The following is a 23,471-nucleotide window of genomic DNA, read 5'->3' as shown; positions in this document are numbered from 1 at the left end:
GGCCGGTGGTCGGCGCCTCCAGGGGCCGGCACCGGCTCCGAGACTGAGGATGACGATGAGCGAGTTCACCAAGGCCCCGGGCCTGGTCCTCCTGCCCGCGATCGACGTGGCGGGCGGCAGGGCCGTGCGGCTCACGCAGGGCGAGGCCGGGACCGAGACCAACTACGGCGACCCGATCGACGCCGCGGGCGACTGGGCCGACCAGGGCGCGGAGTGGATCCACCTCGTCGACCTCGACGCCGCCTTCGGCCGCGGCGACAACCACGGCATCATGAAGAAGGTCATCCGGCAGGTGAAGGGCGTGAACGTCGAGCTCTCCGGCGGGATCCGCGACGACCGCAGCCTCGAGTCCGCGCTGAGCGCCGGCGCGAAGCGCATCAACCTCGGAACCGCGGCGCTCGAGAACCCCGAGTGGGCCGCGAGCGTCATCGCGCAGTACGGCGACCAGATCGCCGTCGGGCTCGACGTCCGGGGCACCACGCTCGCCGCGCGCGGCTGGACCAAGGAGGGCGGCGACCTCTGGCAGGTCCTCGACCGCCTGGAGGAGGCCGGCTGCACCCGCTACGTCGTCACCGACGTCACGAAGGACGGCACGCTCAAGGGCCCGAACCTCGAGCTCCTCGAGCAGGTCATGGCCCGCACCCACCGCCCCGTGATCGCTTCGGGCGGCATCTCGAACCTCGACGACATCGCCGCTCTGCGCGACCTCGTGCCCCAGGGGCTCGAGGGCGCGATCGTCGGCAAGGCGCTGTACGCGGGCGCGTTCACGCTCGCGGAGGCCCTGGATGTCGCATCCGAGTGAGCCCCGCCCGCTCCCGGCGCATCTGACCGACTCGGCCGGCACCCCCTGGGCGGGCCGGCACTTCGAGCCGAGCGCAGCGCCGGAGGACGACGGGAGCGCCCCGGAGGCGCTGGTCGCCGCGCTCGAGTCCTTCGCCCGCGGCACTCGCGGCCCGGAGGCCGTGGTCGACGCGCTCCGCACGTCCCGCCTGCTCATCCCGCTGGTCGCCCGCCTCGGCGAGGAGGCCGAGGGGGTCGGGGGACTCCGGGCGGACAAGACGCAGGAGCTCGCGATCGTCACGGTCGCCGGACCCGACGGCCGCACGGTGCTCCCCGTCTTCAGCGGCGTCGAGAGCATGCGCCGATGGGACCCGGCCGCCCGTCCCGTCCCTGTCGACGGGCGCCGCGCGGCCCTGGCGGCCGTCGCGGAGGGCACCGAGGTGATGGTCCTCGATCCCGCGTCCGAGCGGGAGTTCGCGGTCCGGCGCCCGGCCCTCTGGGCGATCGCGGAGGGCGGCGACTGGCGGCCGGCCCCCGCCGATGCGGAGGTGCTCCTGGCTCTCCGCGCGGCTGCGGACGGGGAGCGGGCGGTCGCCTCGCTCGAGGTGCGCGCGGGAGATCCGGAGCAGCGCCTCGCGGGCCCCGAGCTCGTGGTGGTCCTGAGCCTGCGCCCGGGGCTCGATCAGGACGCGCTCGGCGCCCTCGTCGCGCGATTGGGGGAGCGGTGGGCGGCCGACGAGACCGTCGCGCAGCGCGTCGACTCGATGACGCTGCAGCTCGCCGCCGCCCGCTGACTCCCGATCAGGTGACCGGGCCGGTCCACTTCTCGCCCGGGCCCTTGCCGATCGGGTCGGCGATGGGGGACGCCTCGCGGAACGCGAGCTGGAGGGTGCGGAGGCCGTCGCGCAGGCTCCGGGCGTGCATGTCGCTGATGTCGGGCGCCCCGGCCGTGACCAGGCCCGCGAGCGCGTTGATGAGCTTGCGCGCCTCGTCGAGGTCGACCTGCGCTCCGGGCTCGTCGGCGAGCCCGCACTTGACGGCGGCCGCGCTCATCAGGTGCACGGCGGCGGTGGTGATGATCTCCACCGCCGGGACCTCCGCGATGTCGCGCGCGGCCTCTACGTCGGAGGCTCCGCCGTCCTCGCCGAATCGTCGCGTGTAGTCGTCGTCGTACTGGGCCATGGGTCCTTCGTTCGTCGTCCGTGGTGGAGGGGCGCGGCCGCCGGAGCAGAGGATCGAGGGGCGGCCGGATCCGGTCTGTCGGGCGGGCCGCCGGTCTGCTATGGTAGTCCGGGCTCCGAGGCATGTCCTCGGTTCGAAAGTGGAGATTCTCCCACCCGCGCTTGACCGCTTCACAAGGTTACCGGGTCAGAAGCACTCCGCCCCCGAGGGTCGTCAGACCACCGGAGGCAGGGCTGCGGCTCTCGAGGTCCGCCTCGGGAACCGCGTCACAGGGTGCGAGCGCCGTGCTGCAGGTACGACGTGGACGGGACGATCACCTCTCTCGGGTGCGCTGGAGAAGACTCCGGCAGCGCAGCTGCACTCACCGAGATCAGAGGAGAAACGCAATCAGCGATCCCCGTACCAACGACCGTATCCGCGTCCCCGAGGTCCGCCTCGTGGGTCCCGCAGGAGAACAGGTCGGCGTCGTCAAGATCGAGGTCGCCCTGCGACTCGCGCAGGACGCAGACCTGGACCTGGTCGAGGTCGCCCCCAACTCCAAGCCGCCCGTGGCCAAGATCATGGACTACGGGAAGTTCAAGTACGAGCAGGCTCAGAAGCTCAAGGAAGCCCGTCGCAACCAGGCGAACACGATCCTCAAAGAGGTCCGTTTCCGCCTGAAGATCGACAAGCACGACTACGAGACCAAGCGCAAGCGCGCCGAGGGCTTCCTGAAGGCCGGCGACAAGGTCAAGGCGATGATCCTCTTCCGCGGTCGCGAGCAGTCGCGCCCCGAGATGGGCGTCCGCCTGCTCCAGCGCTTCGCGGAGGACGTCGCCGAGTTCGGCCAGGTCGAGTCCACCCCGACCATCGACGGTCGCAACATGGTGATGGTCATCGGCCCGCTGAAGAACAAGTCCGAGGCGAAGGCCGAGGCCAATGCGGTCCGCGCCGCTCGTCGCGAGGCCAACACCCCCGAGGACACGGCCGAGGCCGAGTCCGTCTAGTACTTCGCCGCCCCGGCCTCGGGGCCGGTGGACGCCCCGCTCGCGGGGCACCGGTTTCGCCCCGCCGAGCGCGGAGTGACGTTCACAAGGAGAGAACATGCCCAAGATGAAGACCCACTCGGGTGCCAAGAAGCGCTTCAAGGTGACCGGCTCCGGCAAGGTCATGAAGCAGCAGGCCGGCATGCGCCACAACCTGGAGTCCAAGTCCAGCGTTCGCACGCGCCGCCTCAACCAGGACCAGGTCCTCGCCCCGCAGGACGCCAAGGTCGCCAAGAAGCTTCTCGGTCTGTAGCCCACCGCCGGCGCAGCCCGCTGCGCCGCGTGGTCGCTACTCAGCCGACACGGATCGATAGGAAGAAACAGCAATGGCAAGAGTGAAGAGGGCCGTCAACGCCCACAAGAAGCGTCGCGTCATCCTCGAGCGCGCCTCGGGCTACCGCGGCCAGCGGTCACGCCTCTACCGCAAGGCGAAGGAGCAGGTCACCCACTCCCTCGTCTACTCGTACCGCGACCGCCGCGCCAAGAAGGGCGAGTTCCGTCGTCTCTGGATCCAGCGCATCAACGCCGCGTCCCGCGCGAACGGCCTGACCTACAACCGCTTCATCCAGGGCCTCGCCCTGGCCGGCGTCCAGGTCGACCGCCGCATCCTCGCGGACCTCGCGATCACCGAGCCGGCCACGTTCGCCTCGCTCGTCGCGACCGCGAAGAGCGCGCTGCCCGCCGACACCTCGGCGCCCAAGGCCGCAGCGTAGTCAGCACGGCTTCCCGGAGGGGGTCGCGACCGAGAGGTCGCGGCCCCCTCCGTCGTCCGCGGGCCCTCCCGCGCCGTGTCTGCGGGGGCGGCGATCACCGCGCCGATAGGCTCGCCGCATGCTCGACAACCCCCGCTCTCCCCGTGTCCGCTCCGTGGCGAAGCTCACCCGCCGCCCGGCCCGGCTCGAGACGGGGCTCTTCCTCCTCGAGGGCCCGCAGGCGCTCTCCGAGGCGCTGCAGTACCGCCCGGAGCTGATCGTCGAGTCGTTCGCGACTCCGACCGCTCTGGAGCGGCACCCCGAGATCGTCGCCGCGGCCGCCGAGGCGGAGGTGGAGATCGAGTACGTGACCGAGGACGTCCTCGACGCGATGGCCGACACCGTCACTCCGCAGGGCTTCGTCGCGGTCTGCCGTCAGTTCCCCACGTCGCTCAAGGACGTCGTCGCCTCCGAGCCGCGCCTCGTGGCGGTGCTCGAGGAGGTCCGCGATCCGGGCAACCTCGGCACGATCATCCGTGCCGCCGACGCCGCCGGTGCTGACGCGGTCGTGCTGTCCGGCCGCTCGGTCGACCTCTACAACCCCAAGGTCGTGCGCTCCACGACCGGCTCGCTCTTCCACCTCCCGGTCGCGGTCGGCGCCGACCTCGCCGACGTGCTGGGCCGGCTCCGCGGGGTGGGCCTCCGCTCCGTCGCGGCCGACGTGAAGGGGGAGGACCTGCTCGACGTCCGCGCCCGCGGGGACCTCGCCCAGCCGACCGTCTGGGTCTTCGGCAACGAGGCGCGCGGCCTCGAGGACGAGTCGCTCGCTCTCGTCGACGGCGTGGTCGCGGTGCCCATCTACGGGGCGGCGGAGTCGCTCAACCTCGCGACCGCGGCCTCCGTCTGCCTGTACGAGAGCGCCTTCGCGCTGCGTTCCTGAGAGGAACCGGGCCGTAGGGACCGCGAACCTGGAGAACAGGGCGCGTTGTTACCCTTCGGTTAAGAATTCCCTCATGATTTGACCGGCCCATCCCCGTGTGCTTCTCTGACGGCATGGTCACAGCCCCGCAAGACGAGCGCGCCGCCGCTCCCGCCGGTGAACCCCTCGTCGTCCTCTCCGGGGTGCAGAAGCACTACGGCGACTTCCAGGCTCTGAAGGACATTGATCTGACGGTGCACCGGGGCGAGGTCGTCGTGGTCCTCGGCCCCTCCGGATCCGGCAAGTCGACGCTCTGCCGCACGGTCAACCGGCTCGAGACGATCTCGGGCGGCACCATCACCATCGACGGGCAGAAGCTCCCGGAGGAGGGCAAGGGCCTCGCCGCGCTCCGCGCCGACGTCGGGATGGTCTTCCAGTCGTTCAACCTCTTCGCGCACAAGACGATCCTCGAGAACGTCACCCTCGGCCCGATCAAGGTCCGCGGGCTCTCCCGCAAGGACGCGGAGGCCCAGGCCACGGCGCTGCTCGACCGGGTCGGCGTCGGCCACCAGGCCGCCAAGACCCCGGCCCAGCTCTCCGGCGGGCAGCAGCAGCGCGTCGCGATCGCGCGGGCGCTGGCGATGAAGCCCAAGGTGATGCTCTTCGACGAGCCGACCTCGGCGCTCGACCCCGAGATGATCAACGAGGTCCTGGACGTGATGGTCGGGCTCGCCAAGGACGGGATGACGATGATCGTCGTCACCCACGAGATGGGATTCGCCCGGAAGGCCGCCGACCGCGTCGTGTTCATGGCCGACGGCGAGATCCTCGAGGACACCGACCCGGAGTCGTTCTTCACCGCGCCCCGCACCGACCGGGCCAAGGACTTCCTCTCCAAGCTCATCACGCACTAGAAGCGCGATCAGCAGCCACCAGGCAGGTCGGACCCGTGACCCGGGAGCCGACCCGACATCGCCCGCTCCGGCGGGCCGAACCCCAGGAAGGACGATCATGCGCACCAGGCTCATGTTCATGACCGCGGGACTCGCAGCAGCGACCCTCGCCCTCGCCGGCTGCTCCGGCGACTCCGGAACCGCCGTCGGCGGCGCCGGTGGAGGCTCCGAGGGAGGGACCTCCGCGTACGAGGTCGCCTCCGACGTCACTCTCGAGGGCAGCCCGACCTTCGACGCGATGACCGCGGACGGCAAGGTCGTCATCGGCGTCAAGGAGGACCAGCCCGGGCTGGGCTACCTCGACGCGGCGACCGGCGAGCGCTCCGGGTTCGACATCGAGATCGCGAAGTGGACCGCCGCCTCGCTCGGCTTCGCGGCCGACGCCATCGAGTTCAAGGCGATCCCGTCGGCCAACCGCGAGGCGTCGATCGTGAACGGCGACATCGACTACTACGTCGGCACCTACTCGATCACCGACAAGCGCAAGGAGCAGGTCGGCTTCGCCGGACCCTACTTCGAGACCGGCCAGCAGCTGCTCGTCGCGGCCGACAACGACACGATCACCGGGCCGGACGACCTCACCGCCGACACCACCGTGTGCTCGGCCACCGGCTCCACCCCGATCCAGAACATCCGCACCAACTACCCCGAGGTGAAGACCGAGGAGTTCGACACGTACTCGCAGTGCGTGGACGCCCTCTCCGACGGCACCGTCGACGCCGTCACCACCGACGGCGCGATCCTGATCGGCTACGCCGCTCAGAAGCCCGACGAGCTCAAGGTCGTCGGCGAGCCCTTCAGCACCGAGCTGTACGGCATCGGCCTGCCGAAGGACGACGACGCCCTGCGACACTTCGTCAACGGCATGCTGACCGACGGCGGCGAGACCTGGAGCGCCATCTACGACGAGACGCTCGGCCAGTCCGGCACGACCGTCACCCAGCCGGCGGTGAACGACTACTAGGAGGCGCCCCGGGCGGCCCGACCGCCGCCCGGGGGTCCCCTCTCCTCGACCACCACCACCGCTCCGACAGAAGGGCCAGCCGCATGGATGTCCTGTTGAACAACCTCGACGTCTACGTCCCGGCCTTCGGCAACACCCTGATCCTCTTCAGCGTCTCGCTCGTGTTCGCCCTGCTGATCGGCACGGTGGTCGGTGCGATGCGCGTCTCGCCCGTCCCGATCGCCCGCGCGGTCGGCACGGTGTACGTGAACACCATCCGGAACACCCCGCTCACGCTGGTGATGTTCTTCTTCGCCTTCGGCTACCCCAAGCTCGACCTGCCGCAGGTGGACTACACGAACCTGGCGATCTGCGCCCTCAGCCTCTACACCGCGACCTACGTCGCGGAGGTGCTGCGGTCGGGCATCAACACCGTGCCGATCGGCCAGGCCGAGGCGGCCCGTGCGATCGGCCTCGACTTCGGCCTCACGATGACGCAGGTCGTCCTGCCCCAGGCCTTCCGCTCCGTGATCCCGCCGCTCATGAGCGTCCTGATCGCGCTGCTGAAGAACACCACCGTCGCCGCCGGCTTCTCGGTCGCGGAGGCGGGCACCATCGTCCGCGTGCTCAACGAGCGCGGCGAGAACAGCCTCATCGTCGTCCTCTGGGTGGCCCTGGTCTTCGTGGTCCTGGTCACCCTGCTCTCGCTCGTCCAACGTCAGCTCGAGAAGAAGTGGAGGGTCGCCCGATGAGCTCCGTCCTCTTCGACAACCCCGGCCCCCGGGCCGTCGTGCGCAACCGCGTCATCGGCGTCGTCGTCGTCCTGCTGATCGCGGCGTTCCTCGGCTTCGTGGTCTGGCGCTTCGCGGAGTCCGGCCAGTTCGACGCCTCCAAGTGGCGCGCGTTCGGCTACCCGCTGGTCTGGCAGAGCATCGGCGGCGCCCTCGGCCGCACGCTCGCGGCCTTCGCCACGGCGGGCGTCGCCAGCCTCGTCCTCGGCCTCCTCCTGGCGATCGGCCGGCTCTCGGACCGGCGCTGGATCAACGTCCCCGTCACGCTCTTCATCGAGCTGTTCCGGGCGATCCCCGTCCTGATCCTGATGATGCTGATGTACTACGGCCTGCCGTTCGCGGGCCTCAAGCTCAGCCCCTACCTCGCCGTCGTCATCGCCCTGACCCTCTACAACGGCTCCGTCTTCTCCGAGATCTTCCGCGCCGGCATCGAAGCCCTCCCGCGAGGACAGAAGGAGGCGGGCTACGCGATCGGCCTGCGCAAGTCCGGCGTGATGCGGCTCATCCTGTTCCCCCAGGCGATCCGCTCGATGCTGCCCGTGATCATCGCCCAGCTCGTCGTCGCCCTCAAGGACACGGCGCTCGGCTCGATCATCACCTACAACGAGCTGCTGTACTACGCGCGCTACCTGGGCAACCAGTCGAGCCTCGACAGCCCGATCATCCCGGCGGCGATCGTCATCGGAGCGATCTACATCGGCATCTGCCTCCTCCTCTCGGGGCTGGCGAAGTGGATCGAGATCCGCACGAAGAGCGGCGGACGCGGCGGCCGCACCATCGGCGGCCACCCAGCAGCCCGCGCGCAGACGGACACGCAGCTGATCGCTGTGCAGGACTGAACTGTGAGGATCGCCCGAGGGCGATCCTCACCGCGGTCGGCTTCCTGACGGGGTCGGGTTCCGCAGAGCGTCCTGCGTCCGGCTACGGAGAATCGCTGACACGCGATTCTCCTGTTCGCCTCGAGGGTCCGGCGATCGCTCAGCGCATCGAGCGGTGGTGCTCCGCTCCGGCGTCGTCGACGCGGAGGCGGTGGTGATCGGGGAGTCGCGATCGATCCGGGCGTCTTCCCGTCCGGCGGCGCCCCGCCTCCTGCCGGTCGAGCAGCCTCCGACCCCGGCGTAGCGAGAACCCGCCCCTGCTGGTCGAGCAGCACCGGCGGCGAGGCTTCGAGGGCCGTCGGCGCAGACGGTGGCCTGGCCGCGGGCGAGCGCGACGAGCACCGCGCGCGGGCGGCGGGAGGGGGCGGAGGCCCTCGCCTACACTGGGGGATCGTGTCAGACAGCAACCCGATCACCGATGAGGCCGTCTCCGCGGCGGTCGCCGACGCCCTCGCCGCCATCGGCGCGGCGGGCGACTCCGCCGCTCTGAAGTCCGCCCGAGCCGCCCACCTCGGCGAGGGGTCCGCCCTCGCCCGACTCAACGCGCAGATGCGCTCCGTCCCGCCCGAGCACAAGGCGGCGTCCGGCAAGCTCGTCGGCGGTGCCCGCAAGCAGGTGGGCGACGCCTACGCCGCCCGCGAGGCCGGGCTCGTCGAGGCCGAGGACGCGGCCGCCCTCGAGGCCGAGCGCGTGGACGTCACCGCCGGTGCCAGCTTCGTGCGCCGCGGCGCCCGCCACCCCCTCTCTCTGCTCCAGGAGTCGATCGCCGACGTGTTCGTCGGGATGGGCTGGGAGATCGCGGAGGGGCCGGAGCTCGAGAACGAGTGGTTCAACTTCGACGCCCTGAACTTCGACGAGGACCACCCGGCCCGCGCCATGCAGGACACCTTCTTCGTCGACCCCGTCGACTCGCACCTGGTGCTGCGCACGCACACCTCGCCGGTGCAGATCCGCTCGATGCTCGAGCGCCCGCTGCCGCTCTACGTGATCGCTCCCGGCCGGGTCTACCGCACCGACGAGCTCGACGCGACGCACACGCCCGTGTTCACGCAGTTCGAGGGTCTCGCCGTCGACCGCGGCCTGACCATGGCGCACCTGCGGGGCACCCTCGAGCACGTCGCGCGGATCCTCTTCGGCGACGACGCGCGCATCCGCCTGCGCCCGAACTACTTCCCCTTCACCGAGCCCAGCGCCGAGCTGGACGTCTGGCACCCGACCTTCGTCGGCGGTGCCCGCTGGATCGAGTGGGGCGGCTGCGGCATGGTCAACCCGAACGTGCTGCGCGCGGCCGGGATCGACCCGGAGGAGTACTCCGGGTTCGCCTTCGGCATGGGGATCGAGCGGACCCTGATGTTCCGCAACGACGTGAAGGACATGCGCGACATGGTCGAAGGCGACGTCCGCTTCAGCGAGCAGTACGGGATGGTGATCTGATGCGCATCCCGCTGAGCTGGCTGGGGGAGTACGTCGACCTCGAGCAGGACGTCACGACGGAGTCCGTGCACGCGGCTTTGGTGTCGGTCGGCCTGGAGGAGGAGGACGTCCACCGCTTCGAGGTGACCGGCCCCGTCGTCGTCGGCGAGGTGCTCGACCTCGCTCCGGAGCCGCAGAAGAACGGCAAGACCATCAACTGGTGCCACGTCCGCGTGGCACCGGAGGGCGGGCGGGCCGCCGACGGCGGAGAGGACGTCCGCGGCATCGTCTGCGGAGCCCACAACTTCGCGGCCGGCGACAAGGTCGTCGTGTCCCTGCCGGGCGCGGTCCTGCCCGGGCCGTTCCCGATCTCCGCGCGGAAGACCTACGGGCACGTGTCCGACGGGATGATCGCCTCGAGCCGCGAGCTCGGCCTCGGGGACGACCACGACGGCATCCTCCGCCTCGCCTCGCTCGGGCTCGATCCGGAGCCGGGCACGGACGCCGTCGCGCTCCTCGGTCTCGACGACGCCGCGGTCGAGGTCAACGTGACGCCCGACCGCGGCTACGCCTTCTCGATCCGCGGCATCGCCCGCGAGTACGCCCACGCCACCGGAGCCGCCTTCCGCGACCCCGCTCGGGCGCTCCCTCCGCACCGGCGCACGGAGACGGCGCCCGTCTTCCCCGTGTCCGTGGCCGACGAGGCGCCGATCCGCGGCCGTGTCGGCGCCTCCGTGTTCGTCACGCGCGTCGTCCGGGGCGTCGACGTCTCGCGACCGACGCCGCCGTGGATGCTCGCGCGACTGCGCCTGGCCGGCGTCCGCTCGATCTCGCTCGTCGTGGACATCACCAACTACGTGATGTTCGAGCTGGGCCAGCCGCTGCACGGCTACGACCTGGCGACCCTGCAGGGAGGCATCGTGGTGCGCCGCGCCGCACCGGGGGAGACCCTCGAGACGCTCGACGGACAGACCCGGCGCCTGCACGCGGAGGACCTCGTCATCGCCGACGACGGCGGGACGATCGGCCTCGCCGGAGTGATGGGGGGCGCGCGCACCGAGATCTCGGACGCCACGTCCGACGTCCTGCTCGAGGCGGCGAACTTCGACCCGGTCTCGATCGCCCGGACGGCTCGCCGGCACAAGCTGCCGAGCGAGGCGTCGCGGCGCTTCGAGCGCGGCGTCGACCCCGAGGTGGCCTCGGTCGCCGCGGCCCGCGCGGTGCAGCTGCTCGTGGAGCTCGCCGGCGGCACGGCGGACGAGCTCGGCTCGGTCCTGGCCGACCCGCGCACGGCGGAGCCGGTCGAGCTGCCGGACGGCTACGTCGCAGGCCTCATCGGCGTGGAGTACACCCCGGAGGAGATCCGCGGCGCGCTCGTCGAGATCGGCGCCTCCGTCGAGGCCGGCGGAGCGGGCCTGCTGGTGACTCCGCCGAGCTGGCGCCCCGACCTCGTCGACCGCGCCTCGCTCGCGGAGGAGGTCGCCCGCATCACCGGGTACGACCGCATCCCGGCGATCCTGCCCGTCGCGCCTCCCGGCCGCGGTCTGACCCCGGGCCAGCGGCTCCGCCGCACCCTCGCCCAGGCGCTCGCCGCCGCGGGTCTGACCGAGGTGCTCTCGTACCCGTTCCTCTCGCGCTCGATCAACGACCGGCTCGGCTCGGTCGACGGGGAGCCGCAGGAGCAGATCACGCTCGCCAACCCGCTCGACGCGACGGCGGGCCAGCTGCGGATCTCTCTGCTGCCGGGTCTCGTGCAGGTCGCGGCCCGCAACCGCTCGCGCGGCCTGACGGATCTCGCGGTCTACGAGCTCGGCTCCGTCTTCCTCCCGGCCGCTGGCCGCCCGTTCGGCTCCGGGGCGCTCCCCGCGGGCGGGGCGCGTCCGTCCGCGCAGGTCGAGGCCGAGCTGAACGCGGGCATCCCGCCGCAGCCGCGGCACCTCGCGGCGCTGCTCACGGGTGCCGCCGTCGTGCGCCAGCCCGGTGTCGCCGGGCGTGACGTCGACTGGCGCGACGCCCTCGACGTGGTCCGCGAGGTCTCCGCGGCGACCGGCACCGAGCTGGTGCTGCGCCAGGGGGCCCACGCCGCGCTGCACCCGGGCCGCACCGCCGAGGTCGTGCTCGACGGCGCGGTCATCGGGCACGCGGGGGAGCTGCTCCCGGCGCTCGCCGAGGAGCTCGACCTCCCGCGCCGCGTCGCCGTGGTCGAGCTCGACCTGGAGCCGCTGCTCGCGCGGGCCGGGAGGGTCGTCGTGGCACGTCCGGTGGGCGCGCTGCCCGCCGCGACCCAGGACCTCTCGCTCGTCGTGCCGGTCGGCACTGCGGCAGCCGACGTGCGTGCCGCCGTCGCCGAGGGGGCGGGCGAGCTGCTCGAGGCGATCCGCCTGGTCGACGACTACCGCGGCACCGGGCTCTCCGAGGGGACGAAGTCGCTGACCTTCGCGCTGCGCTTCCGCGCACCGGACCGCACGCTCACCGCGGCCGAGGCGACGGCCGCGAAGGAGAACGGCGTGGCCGTGTCGGCGGAGCGCTTCGGCGCCCGACTCCGCGAATGAGGCCGGGGGTCCCGTCCGGCTCGGCCGGGCGGGGCCCCGCACCCGCACCGGCTAGGCTCTCGGGCATGACTTTCTCCGTGGCGGTGGCCGGTGCGAGCGGCTACGCGGGCGGCGAGCTGCTGCGACTGCTCGCCGACCACCCCGAGTTCGAGGTGCGCACGGTGACGGCGCACGCCAACGCGGGTCAGCCCCTCATCGCCGTGCACCCGCACCTCCGCTCGCTCCGCGACCTCGTCCTCGTCGACACGACGACCGGGAACCTCGCCGGGCACGACGTCGTCTTCCTCGCCCTCCCGCACGGGAAGTCGGGCGAGATCACCGCGACCCTTCCCGAGGACGTCCTCGTCGTCGACTGCGGCGCCGACCACCGCTTGACCGACCCGCAGGACTGGGCCGACTTCTACGGGGGCGACTTCGCCGGGGCCTGGCCCTACGGGCTCCCGGAGCTGCTGATCGGCGGCGGCGGACGCAAGCAGCGCGAGGCGCTCGCCGGAGTGCGGCGCATCGCCGTCCCCGGCTGCAACGTCACGGCGATCACGCTCGGCCTGGCCCCCGGCCTGCACGCCGGTGTGATCGAGTCGTCGGACCTCGTCGCGGTCCTCGCCGTCGGCCCCTCGGGTGCGGGCAAGAGCCTGCGGACCGACCTCCTCGCCAGCGAGCTCCTCGGCTCCGCGCACGCCTACGGCCTCGGCGGAGCGCACCGCCACAATCCCGAGATCCGGCAGAACCTCCTGCTCGCCGGAGCGGGACCCGTCTCGATCTCGTTCACGCCGGTCCTCGTGCCGATGTCCCGGGGCATCCTGGCGACCTCGACCGCGCGCCTCGCCCCCGGCGTCTCCGCGCAGGACGTGCGCGCCGCATGGGAGACCGCCTACGGCGACGAGACCTTCGTCCAGCTGCTGCCGGAGGGCTCCTTCCCCCGGACGGCCGACGTGGTGGGGGCGAACACCGCTCTGATCGGACTCGCCGTGGACGAGCGGGCCCGCCGGGTCGTGGTCGTCTCGGCCATCGACAACCTGGTGAAGGGCACCGCGGGCGCGGCCGTCCAGTCCACCAACATCGCCCTGGGACTCCCGGAGTCCCTCGGCCTGAGCGTGAACGGAGTCGCGCCGTGAGCGTCACCGCAGCAGCAGGGTTCCGGGCGGCCGGAGTCGTCGCCGGGCTGAAGTCGACGGGAGCGCGCGACGTCGCGCTCGTGCAGAACCTCGGCCCGATGCAGAGCGCCGCTGCGGTCTTCACGAGCAACCGCTGCAAGGCGAACCCCGTCCTCTGGAGCGAGCAGGTGATCGGCGACGGCGTCGTCTCGGCGATCGTCCTCAACTCCGGCGGCGCCAACTGCTACACGGGTGCTCAGGGCTTCCAGGTCACCCACCGCACCGCGGAGCTCGTGGGCGAGAGCCTCGAGGTGTCCGCCGGCGACGTGCTGGTGTGCTCCACCGGGCTGATCGGCGACCAGCTCGATCTCGCGAAGCTCACCGCCGGCGTGACCGGCGCCTCCGCCGAGCTCGCCGGGGGACTCGAGGCGGGCGAGGCGGCCGCCCGCGCGATCATGACCACCGACACGGTCCCGAAGCAGGCGGTGGTCCGATCCGAGCAGGGCTGGATCATCGGCGGCATGGCCAAGGGCGCGGGGATGCTCGCGCCGGGTCTGGCGACGATGCTGGTCGTGATCACGACCGACGCGGCCCTCGAGTCCGCCGCTCTCGACACCGCCCTGCGTGCCGCGACCCGCGTCACCTTCGACCGCCTCGACTCGGACGGCTGCATGTCGACGAACGACACCGTCGCACTGCTCGCGAGCGGCGCCAGCGGCGTCGAGGCCGACGCCGACGAGTTCACCGCGGCCCTGACCGCGGTCTGCCGCGACCTCACCCTGCAGCTGCAGGCCGACGCGGAGGGCGCCGCCCACGACGTCGCGATCCGCGTGCTGAACGCCGCGACCGAGGACGAGGCCGTGGTCGTCGCCCGCGCCGTCTCCCGCAGCAACCTGTTCAAGGCCGCGATCTTCGGCAAGGATCCCAACTGGGGCCGCGTCCTCGCCGCCGTGGGCACGACCGATGCGCAGTTCGACCCGTACGGCATCGACGTCGCGATGAACGGGGTGCAGGTCTGCCTCGCGGGCGAGCCGCACGAGAGCCGCGACCTCGTCGACCTCGCCCCTCGGGAGGTCGCCGTCGACATCGACCTGCACGCCGGCGACGCGACGGCCACGATCTGGACCAACGACCTCACGCACGACTACGTGCACGAGAACTCCGCGTACTCGAGCTGAGGCGGCCATGAGCGACGACACCACCCTGTCGGCCGAGAGCCGCGCCGAGCGCGACGCCGCGCCCGGGAAGGCCGCGACGCTCATCGAGTCGCTGCCCTGGCTGCAGAGCTTCCACGGGCGCACGATGGTGATCAAGTTCGGCGGCAACGCGATGGTGTCGGAGGAGCTGCAGCGCTCCTTCGCCCAGGACATGGTCTACCTGCGCTACGCCGGGATCCGCCCCGTGGTCGTCCACGGCGGCGGGCCCCAGATCTCGCGGATGCTCGACCGGCTCGGGATCGAGAGCGAGTTCCGGGGCGGCTACCGGGTCACGAGCCCCGAGGCGATGGAGGTGGTGCGGATGGTGCTCACCGGCAGCATCAGCCGCGACATCGTCCGCCGGATCAACGAGCACGGCCCCCTCGCCGCCGGCATCTCCGGTGAGGACGCGGGCCTCTTCGTCGGCCGCCGCCGCGGTGTCGTGATCGACGGCGAGGAGCACGACCTCGGACTCGTCGGAGACGTGATCGCCGTGGACCCCGCCGCCGTCCTCGCTCAGCTCGAGGCCGGCCGGATCCCGGTCGTGTCCTCGATCGCCCCCGACTCGGACGACCCCACGCAGTCGCTGAACGTCAACGCCGACGCCGCCGCCGCCGCGCTGGCCGTCGCGCTCGGCGCCGAGAAGCTCGTCGTCCTCACCGACGTGGCCGGCCTCTACTCCGACTGGCCCGACCGCGAGTCGCTCGTCTCGCACATCCGCTCGGACGATCTCGCGGCTCTGCTGCCCTCGCTCGAATCGGGCATGATCCCCAAGATGACCGCCTGCCTCGACGCCGTGCGCGGGGGAGTGCCCAAGGCCGCCATCATCGACGGCCGCATCCCGCACTCGATCCTGCTCGAGGTGTTCACCTCGGAGGGCATCGGCACCGAGGTCGTCGCCTCGCTCGACCCCCGCGACCGGGAGCGAATGTCGGGCCGCTGATCCTCAGCGGCCCCGGCTCCGAGCGCCCGTCCCGTCCGGGACGCGCGCACCGTCGGCCCTCGCGGCCGGACCGCTCCGATCGAAAGGCCACCATGTCCACCCCCACGACCGCGTCCCGCACCGGCTCGGCGCGCGACCGCTACTCCGCCGCGATGATGCAGACCTTCGCGCCGCCGCTCGCCGTGCTCGAGCGCGGCGAGGGCTGCCGGGTCTGGGACGTCGACGGGCGGGAGTACCTCGACTTCCTCGGCGGCATCGCGGTCAACTCGCTCGGCCATGCGCATCCCGTGTTCGTCGAGGCCGTGACGCGCCAGGCCGGTGCGCTCGCCCACGTCTCCAACTACTTCGCGACCGCCCCGCAGATCGAGCTCGCCGAGACCCTGCGCCGCCTCACCGGGGCCGGGGAGACGGGCCGCGTCTACTTCGCCAACTCGGGCACCGAGGCCAACGAGGCGGCCTTCAAGCTGGCGCGGCTGAACGCGGCCGGCGGCCGGCACCGCGTCCTGGCGCTGCAGAACGCGTTCCACGGGCGGACGATGGGCGCGCTCGCTCTGACCGGCAAGGCGGCCATGCGCGCGCCGTTCGAGCCGATGCCGGGAGGGGTCGAGCACCTCGAGGCGAGCATCGAGGCCCTCGAGGCGGCTCTCGACGAGTCCGTCGCCGCGCTGATCGTCGAGCCCATCCAGGGGGAGGCGGGCGTCATCCCGCTGCCGGCCGGCTACCTCGAGCGCGCGCGCGAGCTCACCCGCGAGCACGGCGCGCTGCTCATCGTCGACGAGATCCAGACCGGGGTCGGGCGGACCGGACGCTGGTTCGCCTACCAGGAGGCGGGGATCCTGCCCGACGCCGTCACCCTGGCCAAGGGGCTCGGCGGAGGCTTCCCCGTCGGAGCGCTGGTGACCTTCGGCGAGGCGTCCGACCTCCTGCAGAAGGGCCACCACGGCAGCACGTTCGGCGGCAATCCGCTCGCGACCGCCGTGGCCGGAGCCGTGCTCGCCGAGATCGAGCGCGCCGACCTTCTCGGCAACGCGCGGGAGCGCGGGGCGCAGATCGTCGACGCGCTGACCGCTCTCGACTCGCCCCTGATCGGAGGGGTCCGCGGCGCGGGCCTCCTCCTGGGCATCGCCCTGACCCGGCCGGTCGCCGCCGAGCTCGCCGCCGCCTGCCTCGACGCCGGCCTGATCGTGAACGCGGCGAACGACTCGAGCGTCCGGCTCGCGCCTCCGCTCGTGGTGACCGCCGCCGACGTCGCCGAGTTCGCCGAGCGCTTCGGCCGCGCACTGCAGACCCTCTGACCCCGTACCTCCACCGAAAGCGACCAGCACCGTGACCCGCCACTTCCTCCGCGACGACGACATCACTCCCGCCGAGCAGGCCGAGATCCTCGACCTCGCCCTCGAGCTCAAGCGCGACCGCTTCTCCCGGAAGCCCCTCGCCGGGCCGCAGACCGTCGCCGTGATCTTCGACAAGTCCTCCACGCGCACCCGCGTCTCCTTCGCGGTCGGCATCGCCGATCTCGGCGGCAGCCCCCTGATCATCTCGACCGCGAGCAGCCAGCTCGGCGGCAAGGAGACCGCCTCCGACACGGCGCGGGTCCTGGAGCGCCAGGTCGCCGCCATCGTGTGGCGCACCTACGCGCAGTCGGGCCTGGAGGAGATGGCGCGCAGCACGCGCGTGCCGGTCGTCAACGCGCTCTCGGACGAGTTCCACCCGTGCCAGCTCCTCGCCGACCTGCTGACCATCCGCGAGCACCGCGGTCACCTCGCGGGACTCACGCTCACGTTCTTCGGCGACGGAGCGAGCAACATGGCGCACTCGTACCTCCTGGCGGGGGCCACGGCCGGCATGCACGTCCGCATCGTCTCCCCGGAGTCGTACTCGCCGGACGCGGCGGTCCTGGCCGATGCGCAGCGCATCGCCGCGACCACCGGCGGATCGGCGATCACCACGACCGACCCCGACGAGGGCGCGGCCGGCTCCGACATCGTGATCACGGACACGTGGGTGTCGATGGGCAAGGAGGACGAGAAGGCGGCGCGCGTCGCGACCTTCGGCGCCTACCGGGTCGACGCCGCCACGATGGCCGCTGCCGCTCCCGACGCGCTGTTCCTGCACTGCCTGCCCGCGGACCGCGGCTACGAGGTGACCGCCGACGTGATCGACGGCCCGCAGAGCGTGATCTGGGACGAGGCGGAGAACCGCCTGCACGCGCAGAAGGCCCTGCTCGTGTGGCTCCTGGAGCGCGCCGGCACCGCCGACGCCGCTCAGTAGACTCGACAGCCGAACCCGAGGAGAACCATGACGGAACGACCCTCCGCCCGCGCGGGCGAGGCCGGAGCCCTGTGGGGCGGCCGCTTCGCCGGCGGCCCCTCGCCCGAGCTCGCCGCGCTCTCGAGGTCGACCCACTTCGACTGGCAGCTCGCCCCCTACGACCTCGCCGGCTCCCGCGCCCACGCCCGGGCGCTCGCCGGAGCGGGCTACCTCGACGACGCCGAGCTCACCGCGATGCTCGCGGCCCTCGACCGGCTCGAGGCTGCCGTCGCCGACGGGAGCTTCGCCGCCGACGAGTCGGACGAGGACGTGCACGGCGCCCTCGAGCGCGGCCTGATGCTCGAAGCCGGTCCCGAGCTCGGCGGCAAGCTCCGCGCGGGGCGCTCGCGCAACGACCAGATCGCCACCTTCGTCCGGATGTACCTCCGCGACCACGCGGCGCTCGTCTCGGAGCTGGTGGTGCAGCTCATCGACGCCCTCGCCGCGCAGGCGTCGGCGCACCCGACGGCGATCATGCCCGGGCGCACCCACCTCCAGCACGCTCAGCCCGTGCTCCTCGCGCACCATCTGCTCGCCCACGGCTGGGCGCTGCTGCGCGATCTGGAGCGCCTGCGGGACTGGGCCGTCCGGGCGGACGTCTCGCCCTACGGCTCGGGCGCCCTCGCCGGCTCGACCCTCGGCCTCGACGCCGAGGCGGTCGCCCGCGATCTCGGCTTCGCGTCGAGCGTGCCGAACTCGATCGACGGGACGGCCAGCCGCGACCTCGTCGCCGAGTTCGCTTTCGTCACCGCCATGATCGGGATCGACGTCTCGCGCATCGCGGAGGAGGTCATCCTCTGGAACACGCGGGAGTTCGCCTTCGTCACGCTCGACGACGGCTACTCGACCGGGTCCTCGATCATGCCGCAGAAGAAGAACCCCGACATCGCCGAGCTCGCCCGGGGGAAGTCCGGCCGCTTGATCGGCAACCTCACCGGGCTGCTCGCGACCCTCAAGGCGCTGCCGCTCGCCTACAACCGCGACCTGCAGGAGGACAAGGAGCCGGTCTTCGACTCGGTGACGACCCTCGAGGTGCTGCTGCCCGCGTTCAGCGGCATGATCGCGACCCTCACCTTCCACACCGACCGGATGGCGGAGCTCGCGCCCCAGGGCTTCTCCCTCGCGACCGACGTGGCCGAGTGGCTCGTGAAGAAGCACGTGCCCTTCCGGGACGCCCACGAGATCACCGGCGAGCTGGTCAAGCTGGCGGAGTCGCAGGGGAGGGGGCTCGAGGATCTCGACGACGCCGCGCTCGCCTCGGTGTCGCCGCTGCTCACGCCCGACGTGCGGTCCGTCCTCAGCATCGAGGGATCGGTGGCGAGCCGGGACGGTGTCGGCGGCACGGCTCCCGACCGCGTCGCGGAGCAGCTCGCCCGGCTGACCGAGCGCGTCCGGGTCGTGCGCGGATCCCTCCGAGGGGAGCGCCCGTGACCCTTCGAGGAGCGCCGGGCGACGACGGCCGTCCGCCGCTGCGCCCCTGGCAGCAGCGGACTCTGGTGCTCGTCGCCGCAGTCGTCATCGTCGCGGTGATCGTGATCACCCTCGTGTCGGGCCAGAGCTTCTTCTGAGCGCCGACCTCCCCGACCTCGCGCGCTCGGCCCTCGAGGTGGCACCGGAGCTGCTCGGCCGCGTCCTCCTGCACCGCACGCCGGAGGGCGTGGTCGGCGTCCGGCTGACCGAGGTCGAGGCGTACCTCGGAACCGGTGAGGATCCGGGCTCGCATGCGCACCGCGGACCGACACTCCGGACGGCTCCCATGTTCGGTCCGCCCGGGTCCGTGTACGCGTACTTCACGTACGGGATGCACACCTGCGTGAACATCGTCTGCTCCCCGGCGGGCACGGCGTCGGCGGTGCTGCTGCGCGCCGGCGAGGTCGTATCGGGGGAGGATCTCGCGATGATCCGGCGCGGACCCGTTCGCAGCCGGGATCTGGCCCGCGGACCCGCACGGCTGGCGAAGGCCCGTCTCACCGAGTCGGGCGACCCGCTCGAGGCGGCGTTCGAGCTGCTGCCGGGGGAGAGGCCGTCCTCCGTGGCGGCGGGCCCGCGCACCGGCGTCTCGGGCCCGGGCGGCGGGGACGACTTCGCGTGGCGCTTCAGCATCCCGGGCGACCCCACCGTCTCGCCCTACCGGAGAGCAGTGCCCCGGCGGCGGCCCGGAGCTCAGCCCGCGAGGTAGAGCCGGGCGAGCACGCCGAGAGCCGCCGACCAGGCGAGGCTCGCCAGCGTGCCGATGATGAACCGCTCGCGCGCCTCCGGGGAGGCGAGCTCGCTGAAGCGGCCGACGCCCTTGATCGCCACCACGACCGCGATCCCCTCGGGGAGACCGCTCATCAGTGCGCCGGCCGTCGCGATCCGCTCGAGGACCCCGATCGTCGTCCCTCCGCGGAGCACCTCGATCGGCTGGCCGATCGCCGAGGGCGCGCTCCCGGCGGCGGGGCGGGAGGATCCGGCGACCATGATGCCGCCGTGGCTGCCGCTGCGGGAGTCGACCGTCGCGAGCCGGAGGGTGAGCAGCACGACCGGCCCGCCGCCCGCGACCGCCAGCGCGAAGGCCAGCACCGCCACCAGGACGGAGTGGATCGGGGGCGCGGACGGTCCGGCGACCGCCGTGAGGAGGAAGGCGGCGGCCGCCGCCGCGAGGGGGATCCAGGCGAGCTGCGGACGGCGCAGGCGCACGGCCAGCACCGCACCGGCGAGTCCGGCGAGCAGCACGAGCACCACGCCCGTCCACGAGGCGGACTGCAGCGCGGACGCGAGGAGCAGGGCGGGGGATCCGGGGGGTGCCGTCATCGGGGTGTCCTCTCGTCGGTGGGGTCGAGCGTACGGTCGACCACCGTCAGCAGGCGCGCGAGCGCGTCACGGGCGGGAGCGTCGACTCGAGCACTCGCCGCGCGGACCCGGAGGCTGACCGCCTGCGGGCTGACGGCGAGGCGCTCGGCCGCATCCTTCTGGGAGAGGCCGCTCTCGAGCAGGTCGACGATCTGCCAGCCGGCCTCGGAGCGCGCGTCGCGCAGCAGGAGGAGCGGATCGATCAGCGCCTGGACGTCCGCCGGTGCCGGCGCCGCCGTTCCCGGTGCGTCCGGATCGAGGGAGAAGCGCGTCGGCCTGCCCTTGGCCGCCTCGACCGCCCGGCGCGCCGCGAAGTACGCCTCGCCGGTCGCCGCTCTCGTGGTCGCCGGGAGCGGCCGGTCGACGGGACCGATCCCGAGGCCGATGCTCCAGTGGCCGGTCCGGTGCAGCTCGAGCACGAGCGCGACGACGGCATCGGCCCGGTCGAGCACGCACTGGAACTCGTCGCCCGCCGTCCGCTCCGGGGGCAGGACGAACGACGCCCGATCGTCGACGATCAGGCTCGCGATCGCCTGGTCCACGCGGTCGTGGTCGTGCCTGCTGTCGCGCTGATCCGCGGTGACGACGAACATCGGACCTCCCCGATCAAGTATCCGCACTTGATCGCCCGAGATCAAGCCTGTGCGCTTGACCGGCGGAGACCGGCTCCTTCCCGCCACGGTAGCCTGGTCGGGTGATCGACCAGCACCTCCCCGGGTCCGCGACGAGCCCGCAGCTCGACCCCGCCTTCGACTCCGTGTGGGACGAGCTGGTCTGGCGAGGCTCGGTGCACGTGTCGACCGACGCCGGAGCGCTGCGCGAGCTGCTGTCGGGGGAGCCGATCACCTACTACTGCGGGTTCGACCCGACCGCGCCCAGCCTCCACCTCGGGAACCTGGTGCAGCTGATCGTCATGCGCCGGCTCCAGCTGGCCGGGCATCGGCCGCTCGGGCTCGTCGGCGGCTCGACCGGGCTGATCGGGGATCCGCGTCCGACGGCCGAGCGGACGCTGAACTCGCGCGAGACGGTGACGGCGTGGGTCGAGCGCCTCCAGGCGCAGGTGTCCCGGTTCGTTCCCGCGGGCGGCGACAACGGGCTGCGTCTGGTCAACAACCTCGACTGGACCGCTCCGCTGTCGGCGATCGACTTCCTGCGGGAGATCGGGAAGCACTTCCGCGTGGGGACGATGCTCAAGAAGGACGCGGTCAGCGCCCGCCTCAACTCCGATGCGGGGATCAGCTACACCGAGTTCAGCTACCAGATCCTGCAGGGACTCGACTATCTGGAGCTCTACCGGCAGTACGGGTGCGTCCTGCAGACCGGCGGCAGCGACCAGTGGGGCAACCTGACGAGCGGGACCGACCTGATCCACCGCACGGAGGGCGTGTCGGTCCACGCGATCGGCACACCCCTGGTGATGAACTCCGACGGCACCAAGTTCGGCAAGAGCGAGGGCAACGCCGTCTGGCTCGACTCCGAGCTCACCAGCCCGTACACGTTCTACCAGTTCTGGGTCAACACGGACGACCGTGACGTCGCCGACCGCCTGCGGATCTTCACCTTCCTGCCGCGCACGGAGATCGAGCGCCTCGAGAAGGCCGCTGCCGACGAGCCGTTCCGCCGGGAGGCGCAGCGCGCGCTCGCCTGGGAGGTCACGTCGCTGGTGCACGGAGCGGAGGCGACGCGTTCGGTGATCGACGCCTCGGCCGCGCTCTTCGGCAAGGGCTCGCTCGAGGGGATCGACCCGGTCATCCTCCGTGGCGCGCTCGAGGCGGTGCCCTCGATGGAGGCGACACCGGAGACGCCGGCGCTGCAGGCGTTCGTCGAGACCGGACTCGTCGCCAGCACGGGGGAGGCGCGACGGGCACTCGCTCAGGGAGGGCTCTCGGTGAACAACACCGCCCTCCCGTCCGAGACCGTCACGCTCGGCGAGCTCCCGTTGATCGACGGGATCGCCGTCCTCCGTCGCGGCAAGAAGAGCTTCGCCGGGGCCTTCGTCCGCTGACCGCGTGCCCGCTCTCCTCGAGCGGACGCGGACGATGACGGCGTCGGCGGTCCCATCAGCTCGGTGTCCCGTGTCCGGTAGCCGGTAGCCGGTAGCCGGTAGCCGGTAGCCGGTAGCCGGTAGCCGGTAGCCGGTGTCCGGTGTCCGGTGTCCGGTAGCCGGTGTCCGGTGTCCGGTGTCCGGTGTCCGGTGTCCGGTGTCCGGTGTCCGGTGTCCGGTGTCCGGTGTCCGGTGTCCGGTGTCCGGTGTCCGGTACCGAGTCGGACATTCAGCGACGCAAGACCCCTGAATCCCGACACGCCCGGGACGCAGGCGATTTGCCGCTCGGCCGAGGCCCGACGTAATGTAACTCCTCGTCACCCCAAAGGAGCGGCAAGCGGGAGTCAGGCGCAGAGCGTCGAGACCAGCTGGCCCACCTCAAGCGGGGACCATCCCCTCGCTCCCAGGCCTGTTAGAGATTCGTCTCTTGAAGACTGCGGGATCGCGAGCGTAAGATGCAAAGCCTCCACGGGACACGGTCCCGGCTTCGTTGCAAGGCCTCACGGCCGAGCCCGGTGCAGCGGTGCGGTCCTCGACCGTGCAGCGAACACCACGAAGAAGCCGGACTTGACACGGCCTGCGGATGTGCTAAGTTAGTCGAGTTGCCACGGAGGCGACCGGGACTTCAGTTCTGGCAAGCCTAACCGGTCTCGGCAAGCAAGACAAATCGAGTGGCTCACGCCCTCGTACAGCAAACTTCGATCACTCTCGTTGTGAAGCACCGTTCTGGTGTGGAGGCGGGGTGTGTCCGATTCTTGAGAACTCAACAGCGTGCACTATGTTCAATGCCAATTTTATACCTCGGCCTTGATCTTCGGATCGGGCTGGGATTCCTTTGGAAATTGATGTCAGCTTCCGGCTTTCGGGTCGGAGAGATGTCTTATTTGCTAGAGGTCAAACTTGACTCTCCTTCTCTTCGGGGTT

At 71.9% G+C, this 23,471-nt stretch carries 24 protein-coding genes; 21 read left to right on the top strand and 3 right to left on the bottom strand.

Features of this window, described 5'->3' with window-relative positions:
• Positions 1-55: 55 nt before the first annotated feature.
• Together priA and C5C27_RS02230 are read left to right on the top strand one after the other, a co-directional pair.
• Entirely contained in the window at positions 56-802 is a 747-nt protein-coding gene (priA, locus tag C5C27_RS02235) for a bifunctional 1-(5-phosphoribosyl)-5-((5-phosphoribosylamino)methylideneamino)imidazole-4-carboxamide isomerase/phosphoribosylanthranilate isomerase PriA (RefSeq protein WP_104224506.1), read from the top strand.
• Positions 786-1,574 carry an SseB family protein gene (locus C5C27_RS02230; RefSeq protein WP_104313472.1) on the top strand — a complete coding sequence of 263 codons (789 nt, stop codon included), beginning with the start codon at positions 786-788 and terminating at the stop codon, positions 1,572-1,574. The genes priA and C5C27_RS02230 overlap by 17 nt, the downstream gene beginning before the upstream one ends.
• Positions 1,575-1,581: 7 nt before the next feature.
• Here the strand turns inward: C5C27_RS02230 and C5C27_RS02225 are convergent, their stop codons facing one another.
• Complete coding sequence (locus C5C27_RS02225; protein ID WP_104313470.1) at positions 1,582-1,962, bottom strand: DUF1844 domain-containing protein; 381 nt, start codon at positions 1,960-1,962, stop codon at positions 1,582-1,584.
• A 437-nt stretch (positions 1,963-2,399) separates the two neighbouring features.
• Between C5C27_RS02225 and infC the strand changes: the two genes are divergently transcribed.
• From infC to C5C27_RS02140, 18 genes are all read left to right on the top strand, one after another.
• Positions 2,400-2,948, top strand: coding sequence for a translation initiation factor IF-3 (gene infC / locus C5C27_RS02220; RefSeq protein WP_374952931.1), 549 nt, complete (start codon positions 2,400-2,402; stop codon positions 2,946-2,948).
• Positions 2,949-3,045: 97 nt separating this feature from the next.
• A complete protein-coding gene (gene rpmI, locus C5C27_RS02215; RefSeq protein ID WP_055793295.1) occupies positions 3,046-3,240 on the top strand; it encodes a 50S ribosomal protein L35 in 195 nt (64 codons plus the stop codon).
• 73 nt (positions 3,241-3,313) lie between these two features.
• Positions 3,314-3,700, top strand: a complete 387-nt coding sequence (gene rplT / locus C5C27_RS02210) for a 50S ribosomal protein L20 (RefSeq protein WP_104224487.1) — start codon at positions 3,314-3,316, stop codon at positions 3,698-3,700.
• A gap of 118 nt (positions 3,701-3,818) precedes the next feature.
• Positions 3,819-4,619, top strand: coding sequence for an RNA methyltransferase (locus C5C27_RS02205; protein WP_104224488.1), 801 nt, complete (start codon positions 3,819-3,821; stop codon positions 4,617-4,619).
• A 113-nt stretch (positions 4,620-4,732) separates the two neighbouring features.
• A complete protein-coding gene (locus C5C27_RS02200; RefSeq protein WP_104224489.1) occupies positions 4,733-5,512 on the top strand; it encodes an amino acid ABC transporter ATP-binding protein in 780 nt (259 codons plus the stop codon).
• 97 nt (positions 5,513-5,609) lie between these two features.
• Entirely contained in the window at positions 5,610-6,515 is a 906-nt protein-coding gene (locus C5C27_RS02195; protein ID WP_181133420.1) for a glutamate ABC transporter substrate-binding protein, read from the top strand.
• Positions 6,516-6,598: 83 nt separating this feature from the next.
• Positions 6,599-7,246, top strand: a complete 648-nt coding sequence (locus C5C27_RS02190) for an amino acid ABC transporter permease (RefSeq protein WP_104224491.1) — start codon at positions 6,599-6,601, stop codon at positions 7,244-7,246.
• Positions 7,243-8,124 carry an amino acid ABC transporter permease gene (locus C5C27_RS02185; protein WP_104224492.1) on the top strand — a complete coding sequence of 294 codons (882 nt, stop codon included), beginning with the start codon at positions 7,243-7,245 and terminating at the stop codon, positions 8,122-8,124. Before C5C27_RS02190 ends, C5C27_RS02185 begins: the two co-directional genes overlap by 4 nt.
• Positions 8,125-8,556: 432 nt before the next feature.
• Positions 8,557-9,597, top strand: a complete 1,041-nt coding sequence (gene pheS, locus C5C27_RS02180) for a phenylalanine--tRNA ligase subunit alpha (RefSeq protein ID WP_104238640.1) — start codon at positions 8,557-8,559, stop codon at positions 9,595-9,597.
• Entirely contained in the window at positions 9,597-12,128 is a 2,532-nt protein-coding gene (gene pheT / locus C5C27_RS02175) for a phenylalanine--tRNA ligase subunit beta (protein ID WP_104313466.1), read from the top strand. The genes pheS and pheT overlap by 1 nt, the downstream gene beginning before the upstream one ends.
• 65 nt (positions 12,129-12,193) lie before the next feature.
• Positions 12,194-13,243 (top strand): N-acetyl-gamma-glutamyl-phosphate reductase, encoded by a 1,050-nt coding sequence (argC, locus tag C5C27_RS02170; protein WP_104226315.1) that lies wholly within the window; start codon positions 12,194-12,196, stop codon positions 13,241-13,243.
• Positions 13,240-14,400, top strand: coding sequence for a bifunctional glutamate N-acetyltransferase/amino-acid acetyltransferase ArgJ (argJ, locus tag C5C27_RS02165; protein WP_104313464.1), 1,161 nt, complete (start codon positions 13,240-13,242; stop codon positions 14,398-14,400). The genes argC and argJ overlap by 4 nt, the downstream gene beginning before the upstream one ends.
• Before the next feature lie 7 nt (positions 14,401-14,407).
• The gene (gene argB, locus C5C27_RS02160; RefSeq protein WP_104224497.1) at positions 14,408-15,361 is read left to right on the top strand and encodes an acetylglutamate kinase; all 954 of its coding nucleotides are present in this window, start codon (positions 14,408-14,410) and stop codon (positions 15,359-15,361) included.
• Positions 15,362-15,453: 92 nt separating this feature from the next.
• Positions 15,454-16,656, top strand: a complete 1,203-nt coding sequence (locus C5C27_RS02155) for an acetylornithine transaminase (RefSeq protein WP_104313462.1) — start codon at positions 15,454-15,456, stop codon at positions 16,654-16,656.
• 31 nt (positions 16,657-16,687) lie between these two features.
• Positions 16,688-17,632, top strand: a complete 945-nt coding sequence (gene argF, locus C5C27_RS02150) for an ornithine carbamoyltransferase (protein ID WP_104238645.1) — start codon at positions 16,688-16,690, stop codon at positions 17,630-17,632.
• A gap of 27 nt (positions 17,633-17,659) precedes the next feature.
• Positions 17,660-19,102: an argininosuccinate lyase gene (gene argH, locus C5C27_RS02145; RefSeq protein ID WP_104250193.1), complete on the top strand. Its 1,443-nt coding sequence runs from the start codon at positions 17,660-17,662 to the stop codon at positions 19,100-19,102.
• Positions 19,099-19,239 (top strand): hypothetical protein, encoded by a 141-nt coding sequence (locus C5C27_RS17840; RefSeq protein ID WP_160034127.1) that lies wholly within the window; start codon positions 19,099-19,101, stop codon positions 19,237-19,239. The genes argH and C5C27_RS17840 overlap by 4 nt, the downstream gene beginning before the upstream one ends.
• A complete protein-coding gene (locus C5C27_RS02140; RefSeq protein WP_104313460.1) occupies positions 19,236-19,850 on the top strand; it encodes a DNA-3-methyladenine glycosylase in 615 nt (204 codons plus the stop codon). The genes C5C27_RS17840 and C5C27_RS02140 overlap by 4 nt, the downstream gene beginning before the upstream one ends.
• Here the strand turns inward: C5C27_RS02140 and C5C27_RS02135 are convergent.
• Complete coding sequence (locus C5C27_RS02135; RefSeq protein ID WP_104238647.1) at positions 19,835-20,464, bottom strand: hypothetical protein; 630 nt, start codon at positions 20,462-20,464, stop codon at positions 19,835-19,837. The two genes, C5C27_RS02140 and C5C27_RS02135, sit on opposite strands and share 16 nt — an antisense overlap.
• Positions 20,461-21,096, bottom strand: a complete 636-nt coding sequence (locus C5C27_RS02130) for a DNA-binding protein (protein ID WP_104313458.1) — start codon at positions 21,094-21,096, stop codon at positions 20,461-20,463. Before C5C27_RS02130 ends, C5C27_RS02135 begins: the two co-directional genes overlap by 4 nt.
• A gap of 101 nt (positions 21,097-21,197) precedes the next feature.
• On the opposite strand from C5C27_RS02130, the gene tyrS reads away from it, so the two are divergent.
• The gene (gene tyrS, locus C5C27_RS02125) at positions 21,198-22,508 is read left to right on the top strand and encodes a tyrosine--tRNA ligase (protein ID WP_104313456.1); all 1,311 of its coding nucleotides are present in this window, start codon (positions 21,198-21,200) and stop codon (positions 22,506-22,508) included.
• Positions 22,509-23,471: the final 963 nt, after the last annotated feature.

The sequence above is a fragment of the Rathayibacter sp. AY2B7 genome (genome assembly GCF_002931635.1).
Lineage (GTDB): Bacteria > Actinomycetota > Actinomycetes > Actinomycetales > Microbacteriaceae > Rathayibacter.
Note: the sequence above shows the minus strand (reverse complement) of the source record. Positions and strands in the feature narration are given on the sequence as shown.